Consider the following 17520-nt stretch of genomic DNA (forward strand, 5'->3'; position numbering starts at 1 on the left):
ATTCCTTTAATGTAATTCCAAATTTAACTCAATTATTCAAATATTTGTTTTTGTTGCAATAATTAAATGCATAGGCCGCTAATAATTAATAAACACACCTACTCCGGTTAAATTGCTAACTTTGCAAAAAACAAAAGCCATTGAAGAAAATGGTTAACCATCACAAAATGATTGAAATAGGAAAATACAACGTACTCAGAATTTTAAGCAAAACAGAAGCTGGATTAAATTTAACCGATGGCGATAAGCTGGTGATTTTACCTTACCAATATGTACCCGCTGGCGTAGAAATTGGCGATAACATTAAAGTTTTTGTTTTTGTACAAAAAGATGGCCGCTTAACAGGTACAACACAAAAGGCTTATGCAGAGGTGGGCGATTTTGCTTTCTTAAAAGTTGTTTCTGATGGCGACGATGGTGTTTTTATGGATTTAGGTATCGATAAAGATGTGTATGTGCCTACTCGCGAGCAGAAAAGACCGATGCAAAAAGGGTACAAATATGTAGTTTACTTGTATTTAGATGAAACCAACGATCGTTTGTTGGCCTCCTCAAAATTATACGATTTTGTTGAAGAAGAGGGTTTTGATTTTGAGGAAGGTGATGAAGTAAGTTTATTAATTACGGAAGAAACCGATTTAGGTTATAATGCCATCATTAATAATACTTTTATCGGACTGCTATACAACAACGAGGTTTTTGATAATATTCAACCGGGAGAAATTCGTAAAGGGTGGATTAAGAAAATTAGAGTGGAAGGTAAAATAGATTTGACTTTACAACCAAGTGGTTATGGTCATATCTTGGATTCGAAAGTGATGATTATGAACGAACTAAAAAAAAACAATGGCTTAATAGAATTGGGCGATAAAAGTACCCCCGAAGAAATTTACCACCGTTTCCAAATCAGCAAAAGCGCGTTCAAAAAAACCATCGGTTCGCTGTATAAAGAGCGTCTAATTAGCATCTCAGATACAGACATTAAGCTTCTTACTGATGACGAAGCCGAGTAAATAGATTAATCTGCTACGGAAATACAGAACTCTTTTAAATTTGATGTGTTTTCGTAGCAAAAGCTTTCTTTTAAAAATAATCTTCGAGCGCAGTTTTTGAGAAAAGTTGTGGAGCGAAATTTACCAGATACAACTCCTTTTTTGCACGCGTAATCGCTGTGTACAACCAACGGAGAAAATCCAAATCAATCATTTCTTCTGTTAAATACCCTTGATCGGCGAAAACTGCGTCCCATTGCCCGCCCTGTGCTTTATGGCAAGTTACGGCATAGGCAAACTTAATTTGCAGGGCATTGTAAAATGGATCTTGTTTGATGGCCAACATTCTCTGGCGCTTGTTGGCAATGTGGCTGTAATCTTCATCCAAGCCATCAAAAAGCTTTTTATTTTGTTCGTAAGGGAGATTTGCAGTTTCCAAATTAAGTGTATCTAAAAGCACCTTACAACTAATTTGCCCAGCAGCAGGAAAGTCCATAAACTCTAAAGTGGCATCAGCGAAGCGAAAGCCATAACGCTCTTCCTCGCCACGCACCCGAATCACTTTCGCCATATCGCCATTGGCAATAAACGCCGTTTCTTCGTTTTCTGGAAGCCAAAAGTAATTGTTGCGCACCACCATAATCTGGTCTCCACCCGTTAATTCTTCCTCACGGTAAAGCAATCGAGCCCTAATTTGCTGATTGTAAACATTAGCCGATTTATTCGATCTGCACACCACCAAAGTATTTTCCATGCCAAATTTGCGGTAAGCATATTCTAAACCTTCTACCAAGCGGGCCCCAGCCATATTGTAAATATCCGTGTAGTTTTTGGTTAAGAACTTGGGCATCGGGTGCTCAGGGTTTTTAGAAATTTGATTCCTTAACATAGTTGCATTGGCCAAAATGCCCGACTTTTTTTCCTGCCGAACCACCTCTTTAAGTTCTACCGAGGTTACCGATAGCGCAAACTTATCTTTAATGTATTTTTCGTTTAAGGCAGGGCTTTCTAAACTTCCCACCGGAGGAAGTTGAGCGGTATCTCCAACAAAAAGTAAAAAGCAATTTTTGCCATTGTACACAAATTCGAGTAAATCTCGAAGAATGGATGATCCCGTTTCATTAAATTCATCGGCAATCATCGAAGCCTCATCAATAATGAAGAGGGTATGCTCGGCTAAGTTTGGGGCAATCTGAAATTGTAATTCGGGCGAGGTAGATGAACGTTTGCGGTAAATTTTTTTATGAATGGTTAAGGCCTTACGAAAAGAATACTGACTCATCACCTTCGCCGCACGACCAGTTGGCGCCAATAATTCGCTCCGCAAACCGAAACGGCCTAAAACTTTTACCAAGGCGGCTACTGAGGTGGTTTTACCCGTTCCAGCATAGCCCTTCAAAATAAAACATCGGTCCTCATCTTGTTCCTGCAAAAAAACCGACATCCGCTGACAAAACAGCAATTGCTCTTTTGTAGGTGTGTGTTGGTACGCTTGTGCAATAAGTTGAGTTTTATCGATGTACATGAACTACGGAATGATTGGCTTAATGATAATTCGAAAACGGATTTTCTGAAAAAAATAGTATTTAGCCCAACAACATTCGGTTTACGTTGAGGGAAAATTGGCTTTTAAGGTAGATAAATTTACAAGAGCAAAGTTTCGATTCTGTGGGCCATAACCATGTTTTGCTGCTTGCTCCAACTAAAAATGGTAAAATGACCATCTTGCGAAGCAACCAATCCAATCGCTTGATGTTGATCGTTTACGAACTGCGCCACAGAAAAATGCCTTGTACCACCTAATTGGCCCGGAAATAAAATTTTATCTTCTCCACCAACAATTGGTTCTGAAAAAGCGATTTGATCGACGGTTGGTTTGCCTTTTGCCCGTCCAATCTTCGCACCAAAGGCAAGTAAATCAAACTGGTCGTTTATGATGGTGGCGCCATCTACAGCAGTTAAGCCTGCTAAATGTTCAACCTCTCGACGTAATGCGCCCTGCGAAAAAATTTCACTTTGATTGCCACTTTGTTTGGCTAAGTTAGATAAACCGCAAAAAGGAGGCTCTACTAAATAAGTAATTGGGTGAATGATAGATTCTTCCCAATTCTGATCATCTTTTGGAACAATCAGCAAGGCCCCACCTCTCCCATGCCCACGCATGGAAACCGAAAATTGGATTAAAATATTAATTGGATCGTTCCAACTGGCTAAAACAGTCAAATCTAAAAGTGCCTTTAAAATTGGCGGACAATCGCGGTTTTTGCAACTGGTATCATCAACAATTCTGATTTGTTCGCCCTTTAAAACGGCTACATTGGTATATTTTCCTATCCCATAAATGCGCCTATGTTTAATTACGATGAGTCCTGGCTCGGAAACATCTACTACAAAGCAAAAATTTGGAATATTCAAAGTTGTGCCCCAGATGTACAATTCGCCATCCTCTTCCCAAACCCCTAAATGAATACCAGAACGTTCTATTCCGGGCGCTATTTTGGTAAGCGTATTGGCATTTAAAGCTAATTTATGGGCAAACATTAAAGGTTTAGATGTTTGCGATGGCGGCAAAAATGCAATGGAAATTCTGGGCGAATGCCCTTCTTCTTTTCGCAAACTGCTCCAAAAAGCAACATCAATTATAGCCTCGATTGTTTTTTTCTCTGGTTGAGTTGCCAAATCTACCTCACCTTGTGCCACCGCATTTTCATGCAGTTTTACAAAATGTTCCTCTATTGTACCTGCAATTGTGTTTGCAGCTTTATAAGTAGGTTTATAGCTCATGTTTCGAATTTAAGGCGAATATTTTAAATTTCGGATAAGTGGAAGGTTTGATTTTGGTAAAAAGATTTTGACTACAACATCGGATTGTGATCAATGGGCCTAAAGTGGCGAAAAACGATTGATATTAGAACTCCTTTAATTTCTTTGTCAATAATGACCAAAAAACTCTATTTTTGTTTCAATGAGTAAAAACAGCCTTTTGTTAGTCGATCCGAATTTTAAAGCTGAATTATCGGTGAACTGCCATCTGTTGTTAAAAATAACAAACGATAGCTTTTCTTATGCGGTATTAAGTAATGATAATGAGGAGATTAATGTCATTTTTGACAAACAAGGCTGTGCAGATGTTGAGCAAGCTCTCAAAACAGCTTTTGAAACAGATGCCTATTTAGCACTCAATTACAGCAGTATAAAAGTTGCCGTCCATACCAGCAGTTTTGTTTTTATTCCAGATGAGTGGTTTGATGCAGACAAGCTAGCGGTTTACTCCAAGTATTTAGATACAGAAGGCAAAATTTACACTAAACACAATAGCGCTTTAGGCTTTAATACCATATTTTCGTTAGGTGAGCAGATACAACAACAACTACCAGAACACGCTAATGTTTATCCTCAATCTGCCCCTCTCTTAGCATTATCCAATCATCTGGAAAATGATTCACTGCTAATCGATTTTACTTCTGTGTCTTTTAACGTACTATATTTAAAAGATAACAAAGTACAATTCCAAAATCATTATCCATCAGAAACGGCAGAAGAATTTAATTACTTCCTCCTCCTCATTATCGAACAACTGGAACTTACCGAAAATATTCCCGTTTACTTACAAGGTATCATTAATGAAGATGATGATTACTACAATTGCCTATTAAAATACTTCAATCAGCTTTATTTTTTCCTTCCAACTCAAAAACAGAATAGCGAATTACTGGCCGATATGCCAAAACATTATTTCAGCAGTTTGCTTGCTTTAGATTTATGCGAATAATTGGAGGAAAACTAAAGGGTATCCGTTTACAACCCCCTGCTAATTTGCCGGTTAGACCAACCACCGATATGGCAAAGGAAGCGCTTTTCAATATTTTAAACAACCAATACGACATCGAAAATTGCACGGTGCTCGATTTATTCTGTGGTACAGGCAATCTTACATTCGAATTTGCATCACGCGGAGCGGAAAGTATTTTAGCCATCGATCAGGATTATGGTTGTGTAAATTGGGTTAAAAATGCCACAAAGCAATATAACTTCGATCAAATAGATGTTCGCAAGGGTGATGTTTTCAAATTGTTAAAGCAAATGACGGGCGCTTACGATTTAATTTTTGCCGATCCGCCTTATAATCTCCCAAATATTCCGCAAATTCCAATTATGGTTTTAGAGCAAAAACTACTTAAACCGAATGGTTTATTGATTGTTGAACATCAAAGCCACATGAAAATGAACAATCAAATTGGCTTCACCGAAACCCGAAAATACGGTAATTCATCGTTTAGCTTTTTCGAGTTCCCTTAAATAAATTTGGCGAAAATGCCGGTTTCGGTTAGCACAGGAAGTTTTAGGATAACCAGTTTACAAATCGCGACGCTTCACTAAAACTAATTCATTTCGAACCCAATTATCCAAAGAAATATCCAATTCGGATGGTAAATTTCAAGTTTTAACTATATTTGAATATGAAAATAGCGCTTTTTCCAGGTTCTTTTGATCCCATTACCATTGCCCACGTCAACATTCTACAACGTGCAACTCCCCTTTTTGATAAAATTGTGGTTGGCATTGGTTTAAACAGTGCTAAACAGAATTTTTTAAGTGCAGACCAGCGCTTGCAAATTTTAGAAACCGTTTTTAAGGGTTATAAAAACATCGAAATTCAAACTTACGAAGGTTTAACAGTGGATTTTTGTCGCAAAATAAACGCAACCTACATGGTGCGTGGGATCCGCTCTGCATCTGATTTTGAATATGAAAGAGCAATTGCACAAATTAACCAAACCATGATGCCTGAAGTAGAAACCATTTTACTTTTGAGCAAGCCAGAATATTCTGCAATCAGCTCTACCATTGTTAGGGATATTTTAAGAAACCATGGCGATGTAAGTCCATTTGTACCCAAAGAAGCACTAAGCTTTTTGTAACCGATTTAAAAATGCTCATCAACTTTGGTAAAACCGAAAAACTGCTCAATTACTATGAGGATCAGTTTACGCCCTGCGATCAATGTGGCGAAACTGAAGTGACGTATAGAATTGTCCAAAATTATTTTTATGTTCTCAACATTCCCATCCTTCCAGAAGAAAAATTTACGTCGATGAATTGCACCAACTGTGGTTACAACCATAGTAAGGTGATGAGTGAAAATGCCAAAATGTATGAGAAACTATCGCCAACTCCAATATATCTTTATACAGGTTCGATAATATTAGCGATAACTTTTCTATTGTTTCTGGGAATGAGTTTATACACTGCTTTATTCAGTTCTTAATCAAGAACTGAAGATTAATTATTTTTTTTCGTAACGTTTCGCAAAATCGATTACTTATGGTGTAAATTAACTCCATTATGAAAAGTAACTTGATCAATATTTTTACGGCAGCCAGTTCCATTACCTCAATTTCAAATTAGTTTCTGCTCACTTAGTAATCGAATGCTATAAATGAATACAACTGAGCAATCATTTCTTACGCTAATTAATCAACATAAGGCGATTATACATAAAATTTCAAGGATGTATATGCATGGTGATGAAGAACGGCGGGATCTATTTCAGGAAATTGTATTGCAGTTGTGGAAAGCCTATCCAACTTTTAAAGGACACAGCAAATTTACCACATGGATGTATCGTGTGGCTCTAAATACCGCTTTGGTTTATTTTAAAAAGGAAATTCGCAAGGTTGATAAATCGCCATTAGAGGATGGCATTGATTTAATTGACGAAAGTGATGGTGCAGATAAAGAAGAAAGGCTCGCTTACCTGTACAAAGCCGTTCAAGAATTAAACGCAGTAGAAAAAGCATTAATATTTTTATTTCTAGAAGATCAATCGCATAGAGAAATTGCTGAAAATTTAGGCATTAGTGAGGTAAATGCGAGGGTACGGCTAAGCAGAACCAAAGATAAATTACAATCCATTATAAAGAAAAACGGTTATGAATTTTGATAGTTTAAAAAATGACTGGAACGCTAAAGATGTTGAAGAGACAAACATCTCTCCAGATTTGCTAAAAATAAAGGAAGCGCGTACACCAATTGATATCATTAGAAGAAAAATGAAACATGAATTTAATTATCAAGTGGTCGCATTGATTATCTTGGCATTACTCCCATACTTATTAAATTTTTCTCCAAATATGAAATTGATGTATTTGGCATTTTATGCCATTACCTGTGGGTTTACAGCCTATTACTTTTTAAAATTCTATCGGTTTTACAAAAATTCTTATGATATGAGCATGGACAGTAGAAAAAGCATCCTCTGGTTTTATTATGAGATGAAACTGAACATCGAACTTTACAAAGCATTAACTTACATCATTGCATTTATTGGCGTAGCCTTTATTTCGGCTTATCTATTTGTAGAACAGGAATCGATATTTGTTAAAATCGCAACCAAACTCTCTCCAGTTTACATTCTTTTAAACTGTTTCGCCACCATTTTAATCATCGGCGCAATTACCGAATTGTGGGCATGGTATTATTATGGTAAGTATTTGAAAAGGGTAAAAAATATAGTGGATGAACTGGATTTCGAAAGTTAGCGAAATCCAGTTCCATTTAGGTAGTTCAAACAAAGAACCTCAAATGGCCATTGCCTTACAATAAGCCACCAACTCGCATAACATCCATGATAGACGGGAAGGTGTTTTTGATCACTTTGGAAAGATGATTTTTATCTAACCAAACGGCTTCATCAATACCTTCTTCTTTTTGAGGGATAAGTTTTGGCTCACCTTTGACTTTCATTTTGTACCAGTTTGTTTTTTTGATAACCAATTTGGAACCATTTGGATAAACGTGGTAGGTTTTGCACAGCTTTTTTTCGCGTTTGGCAACTTTAATTCCACACTCTTCCTCTACCTCCCGAACGGCCGTTTCTTTCATATTTTCGCCGTCTTCCAGCTTGCCTTTTGGTAAATCCCACTTTTTATTTCTAAAAATGAACAAGTAGTTTCCATTTACACTCTCTACCAAGCCACCAGCTGCTTTAATTACCTCACAATCTTTTTTAAGCTTCTTAAAGGTTTCTTCAGGTTTTTTAGTTATAAAAATGTAGCTTTTCTTCGACCCGTTTTTTAATTTTTTGTAAAAAGTTTGCAAATCAAAATCCTGAATTTCAAGTTGTTGTATTTTTTCTTTCTGCTCTGGTAAAACATCTGCGATAAACAAGGTGTTATCGTTAATATAAATTCTGTAATTTTGGGCCATGTATAATAAAAGTGATATTGAATTAAAGGTAGCGGAATTTTTATTACAAATAAAAGCAATTAAATTACAACCTAATAATCCTTTTACTTGGGCTTCGGGTTGGAAGTCACCCATTTATTGCGATAATCGAATCACCCTATCCCATCCACAAGTTAGAACATTCATCCGTCAAAAATTAGCTCAACTGATTCAAGAAGAATTTGGCTCGGTAGATGTAATTGCAGGTGTTGCAACTGCTGGTATTCCTCAAGGTGTTTTGGTGGCACAAGAATTGGGTTTGCCATTTATTTATGTAAGATCAAAAGCTAAAGAACACGGAACTGGTAGCTTAATAGAAGGCGAAGTTGTAGAAGGACAACGCGTTGTTGTAATCGAAGACTTAATTTCTACAGGGAAAAGCAGTTTGCAAGCGGTAGATGCTTTGCGCAAAGCAGGTTTATCTGTAGCGGGTTTAGCTGCAATTTTTACCTATGGCTTTGAACAAGCTGATGAAAATTTCGCGGCTGCAAAATGTCGCTTCCAAACCTTATCAAGTTATGGCGCATTAATTGATTATGCCGCAGAACACAGCATTATTGCTAAAAGCGAAATGGAATTGTTGAGTAAATGGCGTTTAAATCCAGCAGAATGGGGTCAGGGTCAGGCATTAACGTCCGAATCCTAAATCAATAAAAACAACACTTAAAAACCTAAATAGATAATGACGATTATTGAAAGCGCCGTAGAAGTTAATAAACCTGCACATGAGGTTTATGCTTTTCTCTCCAATATGAACAATCATCAACAATTGATGCCAGAAAATATTTACAACTGGGAATCTACGGAAGATGAAGCCCGATTTACCATCCAAAACATGGCAAAATTGGCAATCAAAATCTCTAATCGCATCGAAAATAAAGAAATTGTTGCCATTCCAACCGAAAAGGCACCATTTGACTTAGAATTGAAGTGGACTGTTGAAGACAATGGAAATGGTACCACAACCGCAAAACACATTATTTCTGCAGATTTAAACATGATGATGAAGATGCTAGCCTCTGGGCCTCTTCAAAAACTTGCAGATCATCAAACTGAAAAATTGAAAGAAGTGCTTGGCTAATTGAGATTTTCTAACACATACAAGATACCACAGGGCTAAGACAATTTCTTAGCCTTTTTTTATTTGGTAAAATTTCTACTGTCTTACTTTCAAAGGGATATAATTTTAATAACTTAGTTTCTGTAATCCCTAAACTATGAAATTTGATTTTCTGAAAGCCTGCGCCTTAGTATTTTGCCTATCTCCTGTTTCGGGTGCACTTGCCCAAGCTTTTAACCTAAGCAACTTAAAAACAGAATATCTTCAAAACCCAATCGGGATAGATAACCCGGCACCACGTTTCACCTGGCAAATGCAAAGCACTAAAAATGGCGCCAAACAAACTTCATTTCGAATTTTAGTGGATACAGATTCTACAGCACTCACCAAAGCAGATGGAAGCTTATGGAATACAGGTTGGTTAAAATCAGAAAAACAACTGATAACTTATTCGGGCCAATCACTAAAACCTTTTACTAAATATTTTTGGCGGGTGGAGATTGCGGATGAGCACAAGAAAAAGTCAAACCAATTTTATATAACAAGTTTTGAAACTGGGATGATGGATATGGCAAATTGGCAAGGCGCATGGATATCTGATAATGAAAATGAGAAATTGAAACCTGCTCCTTATTTCAGAAATACATTTACAACAGAGAAAAAAATTAAATCGGCTAGGGCTTATATTGCCGCAGGTGGATTATATGAACTGTCCATCAACGGAGAAAAAGTAGGAAACCATCGCATGGATCCCATGTACACCAGATTTGATCGTCGTACACTTTATGTAAGTTACGATGTAACTAAAAATTTGGTGGATGGCAAGAATGCAATTGGTGTATTATTGGGTAACGGTTGGTACAATCATCAATCTAACGCCGTTTGGGATTTCGATAAAGCTCCATGGCGCAACCGCCCCACATTTTGTTTAGACCTTCGTATTACCTACGATGACGGCACGGTCGAAACCATTAAATCAGGCAAAAACTGGAAAACAGCATTGAGTCCGATTGTTTTCAATAGCATTTACACTGCCGAACATTATGATGCCAGATTAGAAAAAGATGGCTGGAATACAGCAAATTACGATGATTCTAAGTGGAAAAATGTGATTTATCGTTCTGCGCCTTCCAAAAATATCGTAACGCAGGCGCTCCATCCCATCCGTAACGTTGAAGAAATTGCCAGCAAAAGTTTAAAGAAATTTAATGATACCAATTACCTATTCGATTTGGGTAGAAATATTTCAGGGGTAAGTAAAATCACGGTCAAAGGTCCAGCAGGAACCATCATCAAATTGAAACATGGTGAACGTTTATACGGCAACGGACACGTTGATATTTCAAATATTGATGCGCACTATCGTCCAACAGATAATACAGACCCATTTCAAACAGATATTTTAATTTTAAACGGAAAAGGCGAACAAACTTTTATGCCTCATTTCAATTATAAGGGTTTTCAATATGTAGAAGTAAACAGTAGTGCGCCAGTGCAGTTGAGTCAAAAAAATCTAGTTGGCTACTTTATGCACAGTGATGTACCTGTTTCAGGAAATATCAACTCCTCTGAACCCATCATCAACAAAATTTACTCCGCCACCAACAACTCATACCTCTCAAACTTGTTTGGTTACCCTACTGATTGTCCGCAAAGAGAGAAAAACGGTTGGACAGGCGATGCACAAATCGCAATTGAAACCGGTCTTTATGGTTTTGATGGAATTACCATTTACGAAAAATGGCTTGCCGATCACCGAGATGAACAACAACCGAATGGCGTACTTCCATCAATTATTCCAACAGATGGTTGGGGCTACGAATGGGGAAATGGACCAGATTGGACCAGTACAATTGCCATTATCCCTTGGAATATTTATCTATTTTATGGTGATGACAAACTCTTGGCCGATTGTTATGAAAACATTCGTAAATATGTGAATCATATAGATGAAACCTACCCTAGCGGCTTAACCACTTGGGGTTTAGGTGATTGGATTCCCGTTAAATCTAAATCTCCGGTCGAATTGACCTCAACTTGTTACTATTATGCGGATGTCGTAATTCTAGCAAAAGCAGCCAAAATTTTAGGTAAAACTGCCGATTTCGAAAAATACACGATTCTTGCTCAGAAAATTAAAGATGCTTTTAACGCAAAGTATTTCAATAAACAAACCGGAATTTATGCCTCGGGTGTACAAACCGAAATGAGTGTTCCGCTGTATTGGAAAATTGTTCCTGAAGAATCAATCGCTGTAGTTGCAAGCAATTTAGCAAAAAAGGTAGAAGCAGATGGCTTCCATCTAGATGTTGGATTATTAGGCACAAAAGCCATTTTAAATGCATTATCCGAAAATGGTTACAGTGACGTTGCCTACAAAGTTGCCGCCCAAAAAACTTATCCAAGCTGGGGTTGGTGGATGGAAAATGGTGCAACAACCCTGTACGAAAATTGGCCCATCGATGCAAAATCAGACATCTCGATGAATCACATCATGTTCGGCGAAATTGGTGCTTGGTTATATAAATCTCCAGGTGGCATCAAGCCAGATCCTGAAAAAACTGGTTTCAAGAATGTGATTCTAGCCCCACATTTTGTGAAAGGACTCGGTCAATTTGAAGCTAAGCATACAGGCCCTTATGGAGAAATTATATCATCTTGGATCCGAAATGGGAATGAAATTTCCTATAAAGTTGTTGTACCGCCAAATTCCACTGCATCCCTAATGCTTCCGCAAGAGGAAAACCTAAAAGTTTATCTAAATGGCAAAGTCATCACGGAGGGTGTAGCGCAGTTAGCATCTGGCACCTATACTTTTGATTGGAAGTAAATCGAAAACAGCAAAATCTTGTCTCCTATCAAAAGCCAGCTTTTGTTATTTGCAAAAGCACAATTCTGAGATAAGATTGAACTGCACTAGAATTCAAAGCTTTCATGGCTGTTCGCTGATTTGATCATATTTTGTATTTTGGTTTATCTTTTTAACCAAATTACTTTATGCCAAACACTTACACCCGCTTACACATCCACCTTGTTTTCGCAGTTAAATACCGTAAATCTGTAATTTTAGCCGATTGGGAAGATCGGTTACATCAATACATTACAGGTATTGTTCAAAATAATGGGCATAAAATGCTGGCCATTAATTCCGTTCCGGATCACCTGCACATGTTCATCGGTTTAAATCCGAATCAGTCAATATCCGATTTAATGAGATTGGTAAAGGGCGATAGTTCTGAATTTGTAAATGCTCAGGGCTTCACGAAACATAAATTTCGATGGCAAGAAGGTTATGGCGCTTTCAGCAATAGCCATTCCCAAATTGATGCCGTAGTTCGATATATTTTAAACCAAAAACAACATCATAAAAAGAAAAACTTTAAAACTGAATATTTAGCAATCCTACGTGATAATAAAATCAAATATGACGAAAAATATGTCTTCAAAGATTTAATCGATACTTAAATGGGTAGCCCCTACGGGGCATAAAAAAACCAACACCATCAAAATACATTTTACCAAATGCATTTTTCTACAAATGGGTAGCCCCGATGGGGCATTCTATGCAACTGGTTGTAAAACAAACATAATTGATGTTTTGCAAAATAAACGTTAGGCATAAGGCTGCCCATTTGTAAGCCCCAACAAACGATCGTAAAACATGCGCCGTAGGTGCTACCCATTTGTAACCCCCAACAAACCATGTCGCAAACCATGCGCCCGAGGTGCTACCCATCTGTACCCTCCCACAAACGATCGTAGAACATGCGCCGTAGGCGCTACCCATTTACGCCAGACAAAATTTCATGATAATCCATTAGCTTACAGACAATTAGTCTTAAAATAAATTAAGATGCAGACAAAATTTCCGATACAAAATCAAAATTTAACATGGCATCTGTTTTGAGCTAAAAGGAATATGAACTTCAACAATTTTACAATAAAAGCCCAGGAAGCAATTCAGCAGGCTTCTGAAATAGCGCAAGGCAATCAGCAACAAGCTATTGAAACAGCACACCTACTTAAAGGTTTGCTTACTGTTGATGAGAATGTGGTTTCTTATGTTTTGAAGAAACTAAACGTTAACCTAAATTCTTTAAACCAAAATCTAGATGCAGAAATTGCCAAATTCCCGAAAGTAAGCGGAAGCAATGTCTATCTGTCATCCAATACCAATAGTGTATTACAGAAAGCACAAACTTTTTTAAAAGAATTTAAAGATGAATTTGTGTCAGTTGAACACTTGCTACTTGGAATACTAAGCGTTAACGACAGCACATCGAAACTTTTAAAAGAACAAGGTGTCAACGAAAAAGATCTAAAAAAAGCGATAACCGAATTACGTGGCGATAATCGCGTAACCGACCAAAATGCGGAAGCAACCTACCAAGCGCTAAGCAAATATGCCCGTAATTTAAACGAATATGCAGAAAGTGGTAAACTAGATCCAGTAATCGGTCGCGATGAAGAAATTCGTCGGGTAATTCAAATCTTATCACGTAGAACAAAAAACAACCCAATTTTAATCGGTGAGCCGGGCGTGGGTAAAACCGCTATAGCAGAAGGTATTGCATTCAGAATTATAAAAGGCGACGTACCAGAAAATTTAAAAAGCAAAGTAGTGTATTCGCTTGATATGGGCTCGTTAATTGCCGGTGCAAAATATAAGGGTGAGTTTGAAGAGCGTTTGAAAGCAGTGGTAAAAGAAGTAACCCAAAGTGATGGAGAAATTATCCTTTTCATTGATGAAATACACACATTAGTAGGTGCAGGTGGTGGCGAAGGCGCAATGGATGCTGCTAATATTTTAAAACCAGCCTTGGCGCGTGGCGAGCTACGTGCAATTGGCGCCACTACGCTAGATGAATACCAAAAATATTTAGAAAAAGACAAAGCCTTAGAGCGTCGTTTCCAAAAGGTAATGGTTAATGAGCCCGATACTCAAGATGCGATTTCAATTTTACGTGGATTAAAAGAACGCTACGAAACGCATCACAAAGTAAGGATTAAAGATGAAGCCATTATTGCGGCTGTAGAGATGAGTCAACGCTACATTGCCGATCGTTTCTTACCCGATAAGGCAATTGACTTGATGGATGAAGCGGCGTCTAAACTGCGTATGGAAATGGACAGTGTGCCAGAAAACGTTGATGCACTCGATCGTGAAATTATGCGATTAGAAATTGAACGTGAGGCCATTAAACGTGAAAAGGACGATAAAAAAGTTAAAGATTTATCAGAAGAAATTGCCAATTTATCTGCCGAGCGCGATGAATTAAAAGCGAAGTGGCAAGGCGAAAAAGATCTTGTAGATAACATTAACAATCAGCTAGAGCAAATAGAACACTATAAACTCGAAGCAGAACAGGCCGAGCGTGCAGGAGATTATGGCAAGGTTGCCGAAATCCGCTACGGAAAAATTAAGGAGGCGCAAGACACCTTTGAGCAACTAAAAGCGCAGCTAGAAAGTCAGCAAAGCGATAGCAGAATGCTTAAAGAAGAAGTTACTGCTGACGATATTGCCGGCGTTGTTGGCAGGTGGACTGGAATTCCGGTTACGAAATTGATTGCTAGCGAACGCGAAAAACTACTCAACTTGGAATCAGAACTTCACCAACGTGTTGCCGGACAAGATGAAGCCATCGAAGCCATTTCTGATGCCATTCGTCGATCGCGTGCTGGCTTGCAAGATAAGCGTAAGCCAATCGGTTCTTTCATTTTCTTGGGTACAACTGGAGTTGGTAAAACAGAGCTGGCAAAGGCATTAGCAGAATTTTTGTTCAACGATGAAAATGCGCTGACGAGAATTGATATGAGTGAATATCAAGAAAGACATGCCGTTTCTCGCCTAATTGGAGCGCCTCCAGGATATGTTGGTTATGACGAGGGCGGACAACTCACCGAAGCCGTAAGACGCAAACCCTATTCTGTTGTATTGCTTGATGAGATTGAAAAAGCCCATCCAGATGTATTTAACATCTTGTTGCAAGTATTAGATGATGGCCGCTTAACGGATAATAAGGGCAGAACAGTTAATTTCAAGAATACAATCATCATCATGACTTCCAATATTGGTGCACACCTAATTCAAGATAACTTCAAAGATTTGAGTGATGAAAACCGAGATGAGGTCATCGCCAAAACTAAAAACGAGCTGTTTGAAGTACTAAAACAGACCATTCGTCCGGAATTTTTAAACCGTATTGATGAGCTGATTATGTTTACGCCATTAAATCGAAGCGAAATTCGAAACATAGTAAGCTTACAATTTAAACAAGTACAGCAAACACTCGCCGAAATGGGTATCGAAATGGATGCCAGTGATGAAGCTTTAGATTGGTTGGCACAGTTGGGTTACGACCCACAGTTTGGCGCGCGACCTTTAAAAAGAGTTATTCAAAAAAGAATTCTGAACGAACTCTCTAAAGAGATACTGGCGGGCAAAATAGACAAAGACAGCAAAATAAAGCTGGATATGTTCGATCATAATTTTGTGTTCGTAAACCAAAAATAAGCGTAAGCAAATCAAACCAAATCCTGCGGAATAACCTTCCGCAGGATTTCTTTTTTAAGATCTGATTATCAGAACATTAAAATAAAGAATAAGATTTCGTAAACGTTATTTTTTTTGTTTTTTGTGGCAATAATCTTTATTATTGATTACACACAAAAAATGAAAAATGAAACCAAAATTAACCATCATGGCCGCTTTATGCGCCATCGGTTTGGGCGCGCATGCTCAAACCGACAAAGGCTCCGGCTTCTTGGGGCTTAATCTAAGCTTTGGAACCGAAAAGCAAAAAGACTACAGCAGTAGCATTAACAACTTTACTTTTACAACCAAAGGCGCCTATTTTTTACAAGATAACTTTGCCATAGGCTTAGATCTTTCATTTAACTTATCAAAACTTAGAGGCGTTCACTACACCGAATGGAACAGCGAGTATGGTGTCTATCAAGATACCTATGGTTCTAAAGAACTGAATATTGGGCTATCGCCATTTGTAAGAAAATACCTCAACATAAAATCCTTTTTAAAATTTTATGCACAAGCCAACATCCTATTTCAAATTAACAGCACCAAAATTATTGACAATGAAGACTATTTAATTGGCTATAATAATCGCCTAAAAGGGTACGGCGTGAGCTTAAGTCCAGGCTTTGCTTTTTTTCCAAGCGAAAAATTTGCAATTGAATTCTCTTTTCCCATGGTAAGCTATTTTCATCAAAATTATTATGATGAATTTTCAGCCTATAACTATCAACAACAACATAATTTCAAGCTTGCCTTGGAGAACTTCACGCCATCTATCGGGGTGAGTTTCCATTTATAAAATGAATTGTGTGCACGAATAATCAGTAACTCAAAAATTACAAAACTATTCATATAGTTAATTGATTTTTTTATCTATCATTGAATACACAAAAAAAACACACAAATGAAAAAACAATTATTATTAACTGCTATGGCAGTGCTATGCCTTTCTGTGGCTGGTTTTTCACAAACCAAAGGAACAAATGCTTTAAGTTTCGGGGTAAATGTTACAACCGATAAAACCAATGAAAATTTACCTACTGAAAGCACAACAAAAAACAGCTCATTTTCTTTAGGTTATGGTTATTTTATTCAAGATAACAGCAAAATTGGAGTAGAATTGAGCTATGGAACGAATAAATACAACTTTTCCGGGACAGCCCAAGAGACCAAAAGTTATGGCGGTAATGTAAGTTATCAAAGGTATTTCCCTCTCTTTAAAACTTTATTTGCTTACGCCGGCGGAAAAGCGGCTTATACGTATGGCAAATTAGAAGAAAGCAATACACAAAGTATTTCAAATCAGGATTATACCTCTAATCAATATGCTGTTGGAGCCTATGGTGGCATAACCTGGTTTTTATCCAAAAGATTTGCACTCGAAACGAATTTATTATCAGCTGATATCCTGTACAGCGAAATAAATCAATCAACTACCAATACAACTTCAACCTTTTACACCAACAAAAGAACCACATTCAATTTCAAAAGCGAAGGTTTCATCAACAACCTAGGCTTTAAAATATATGTTCTATTCTAAATAAAATCCGCTCCAAAAAAAAGAGTCTGTATCATCAAATACACTGCCCCCAAAAAGTTAGACACTATTTGGGGGCATTTTTATGGTTAAATACAAAAAACACAAGGCCGAATTTAAACTGAAGCTGGTTAGAGAGCATCAACGTGGGAAATCGGTCAACGGATTA

General features: G+C 37.6%; 17 protein-coding genes. 14 read left to right on the top strand and 3 right to left on the bottom strand.

The window, feature by feature from the left end:
* Window positions 1-167 precede the first annotated feature (167 nt).
* Window positions 168-1013: a CvfB family protein gene (locus DHW03_RS06765; protein ID WP_109925038.1), complete on the top strand. Its 846-nt coding sequence runs from the start codon at window positions 168-170 to the stop codon at window positions 1011-1013.
* Between the two features lie 70 nt (window positions 1014-1083).
* Here the strand turns inward: DHW03_RS06765 and DHW03_RS06770 are convergent, their stop codons facing one another.
* Both DHW03_RS06770 and DHW03_RS06775 read right to left on the bottom strand, forming a co-directional pair.
* Complete coding sequence (locus DHW03_RS06770; RefSeq protein ID WP_109924929.1) at window positions 1084-2517, bottom strand: ATP-dependent DNA helicase; 1434 nt, start codon at window positions 2515-2517, stop codon at window positions 1084-1086.
* A gap of 119 nt (window positions 2518-2636) precedes the next feature.
* Window positions 2637-3776 carry a putative sensor domain DACNV-containing protein gene (locus DHW03_RS06775; RefSeq protein ID WP_109924930.1) on the bottom strand — a complete coding sequence of 380 codons (1140 nt, stop codon included), beginning with the start codon at window positions 3774-3776 and terminating at the stop codon, window positions 2637-2639.
* Window positions 3777-3957: 181 nt separating this feature from the next.
* Between DHW03_RS06775 and DHW03_RS06780 the strand changes: the two genes are divergently transcribed.
* From DHW03_RS06780 to DHW03_RS06805, 6 genes are all read left to right on the top strand, one after another.
* The gene (locus DHW03_RS06780) at window positions 3958-4764 is read left to right on the top strand and encodes a DUF3822 family protein (protein ID WP_109924931.1); all 807 of its coding nucleotides are present in this window, start codon (window positions 3958-3960) and stop codon (window positions 4762-4764) included.
* Window positions 4755-5291, top strand: coding sequence for a 16S rRNA (guanine(966)-N(2))-methyltransferase RsmD (gene rsmD, locus DHW03_RS06785; RefSeq protein WP_109924932.1), 537 nt, complete (start codon window positions 4755-4757; stop codon window positions 5289-5291). Before DHW03_RS06780 ends, rsmD begins: the two co-directional genes overlap by 10 nt.
* A 161-nt stretch (window positions 5292-5452) precedes the next feature.
* Window positions 5453-5914, top strand: a complete 462-nt coding sequence (coaD, locus tag DHW03_RS06790) for a pantetheine-phosphate adenylyltransferase (protein ID WP_109924933.1) — start codon at window positions 5453-5455, stop codon at window positions 5912-5914.
* Between the two features lie 11 nt (window positions 5915-5925).
* Window positions 5926-6261, top strand: coding sequence for a hypothetical protein (locus DHW03_RS06795; protein WP_109924934.1), 336 nt, complete (start codon window positions 5926-5928; stop codon window positions 6259-6261).
* 171 nt (window positions 6262-6432) lie between these two features.
* Window positions 6433-6936, top strand: coding sequence for an RNA polymerase sigma factor (locus DHW03_RS06800; RefSeq protein ID WP_109924935.1), 504 nt, complete (start codon window positions 6433-6435; stop codon window positions 6934-6936).
* Window positions 6926-7534, top strand: a complete 609-nt coding sequence (locus tag DHW03_RS06805) for a hypothetical protein (protein WP_109924936.1) — start codon at window positions 6926-6928, stop codon at window positions 7532-7534. The genes DHW03_RS06800 and DHW03_RS06805 overlap by 11 nt, the downstream gene beginning before the upstream one ends.
* Window positions 7535-7589: 55 nt before the next feature.
* Here the strand turns inward: DHW03_RS06805 and DHW03_RS06810 are convergent, their stop codons facing one another.
* On the bottom strand, window positions 7590-8201 hold the full coding sequence (locus tag DHW03_RS06810) for an NUDIX hydrolase (RefSeq protein ID WP_109924937.1): 612 nt from the start codon (window positions 8199-8201) through the stop codon (window positions 7590-7592).
* Between DHW03_RS06810 and pyrE the strand changes: the two genes are divergently transcribed.
* The 7 genes from pyrE to DHW03_RS06850 all read left to right on the top strand — a co-directional run bounded on the left by pyrE (window position 8200) and on the right by DHW03_RS06850 (window position 17354).
* Complete coding sequence (gene pyrE / locus DHW03_RS06815) at window positions 8200-8865, top strand: orotate phosphoribosyltransferase (RefSeq protein ID WP_109924938.1); 666 nt, start codon at window positions 8200-8202, stop codon at window positions 8863-8865. The two genes, DHW03_RS06810 and pyrE, sit on opposite strands and share 2 nt — an antisense overlap.
* 36 nt (window positions 8866-8901) lie before the next feature.
* Window positions 8902-9300 (top strand): SRPBCC family protein, encoded by a 399-nt coding sequence (locus tag DHW03_RS06820; protein WP_109924939.1) that lies wholly within the window; start codon window positions 8902-8904, stop codon window positions 9298-9300.
* Between the two features lie 136 nt (window positions 9301-9436).
* Entirely contained in the window at window positions 9437-12109 is a 2673-nt protein-coding gene (locus DHW03_RS06825; protein ID WP_109924940.1) for an alpha-L-rhamnosidase, read from the top strand.
* 167 nt (window positions 12110-12276) lie between these two features.
* On the top strand, window positions 12277-12744 hold the full coding sequence (gene tnpA, locus DHW03_RS06830; protein WP_109924941.1) for an IS200/IS605 family transposase: 468 nt from the start codon (window positions 12277-12279) through the stop codon (window positions 12742-12744).
* Between the two features lie 454 nt (window positions 12745-13198).
* On the top strand, window positions 13199-15793 hold the full coding sequence (clpB, locus tag DHW03_RS06840) for an ATP-dependent chaperone ClpB (RefSeq protein WP_109924943.1): 2595 nt from the start codon (window positions 13199-13201) through the stop codon (window positions 15791-15793).
* Between the two features lie 166 nt (window positions 15794-15959).
* The gene (locus DHW03_RS06845) at window positions 15960-16613 is read left to right on the top strand and encodes a hypothetical protein (protein ID WP_109924944.1); all 654 of its coding nucleotides are present in this window, start codon (window positions 15960-15962) and stop codon (window positions 16611-16613) included.
* Window positions 16614-16718: 105 nt separating this feature from the next.
* Window positions 16719-17354 (top strand): outer membrane beta-barrel protein, encoded by a 636-nt coding sequence (locus DHW03_RS06850; protein ID WP_109924945.1) that lies wholly within the window; start codon window positions 16719-16721, stop codon window positions 17352-17354.
* Window positions 17355-17520: the final 166 nt, after the last annotated feature.

This window comes from Pedobacter yonginensis (assembly GCF_003173595.1).
GTDB classification, from domain to species: Bacteria; Bacteroidota; Bacteroidia; order Sphingobacteriales; family Sphingobacteriaceae; genus Pedobacter; species Pedobacter yonginense.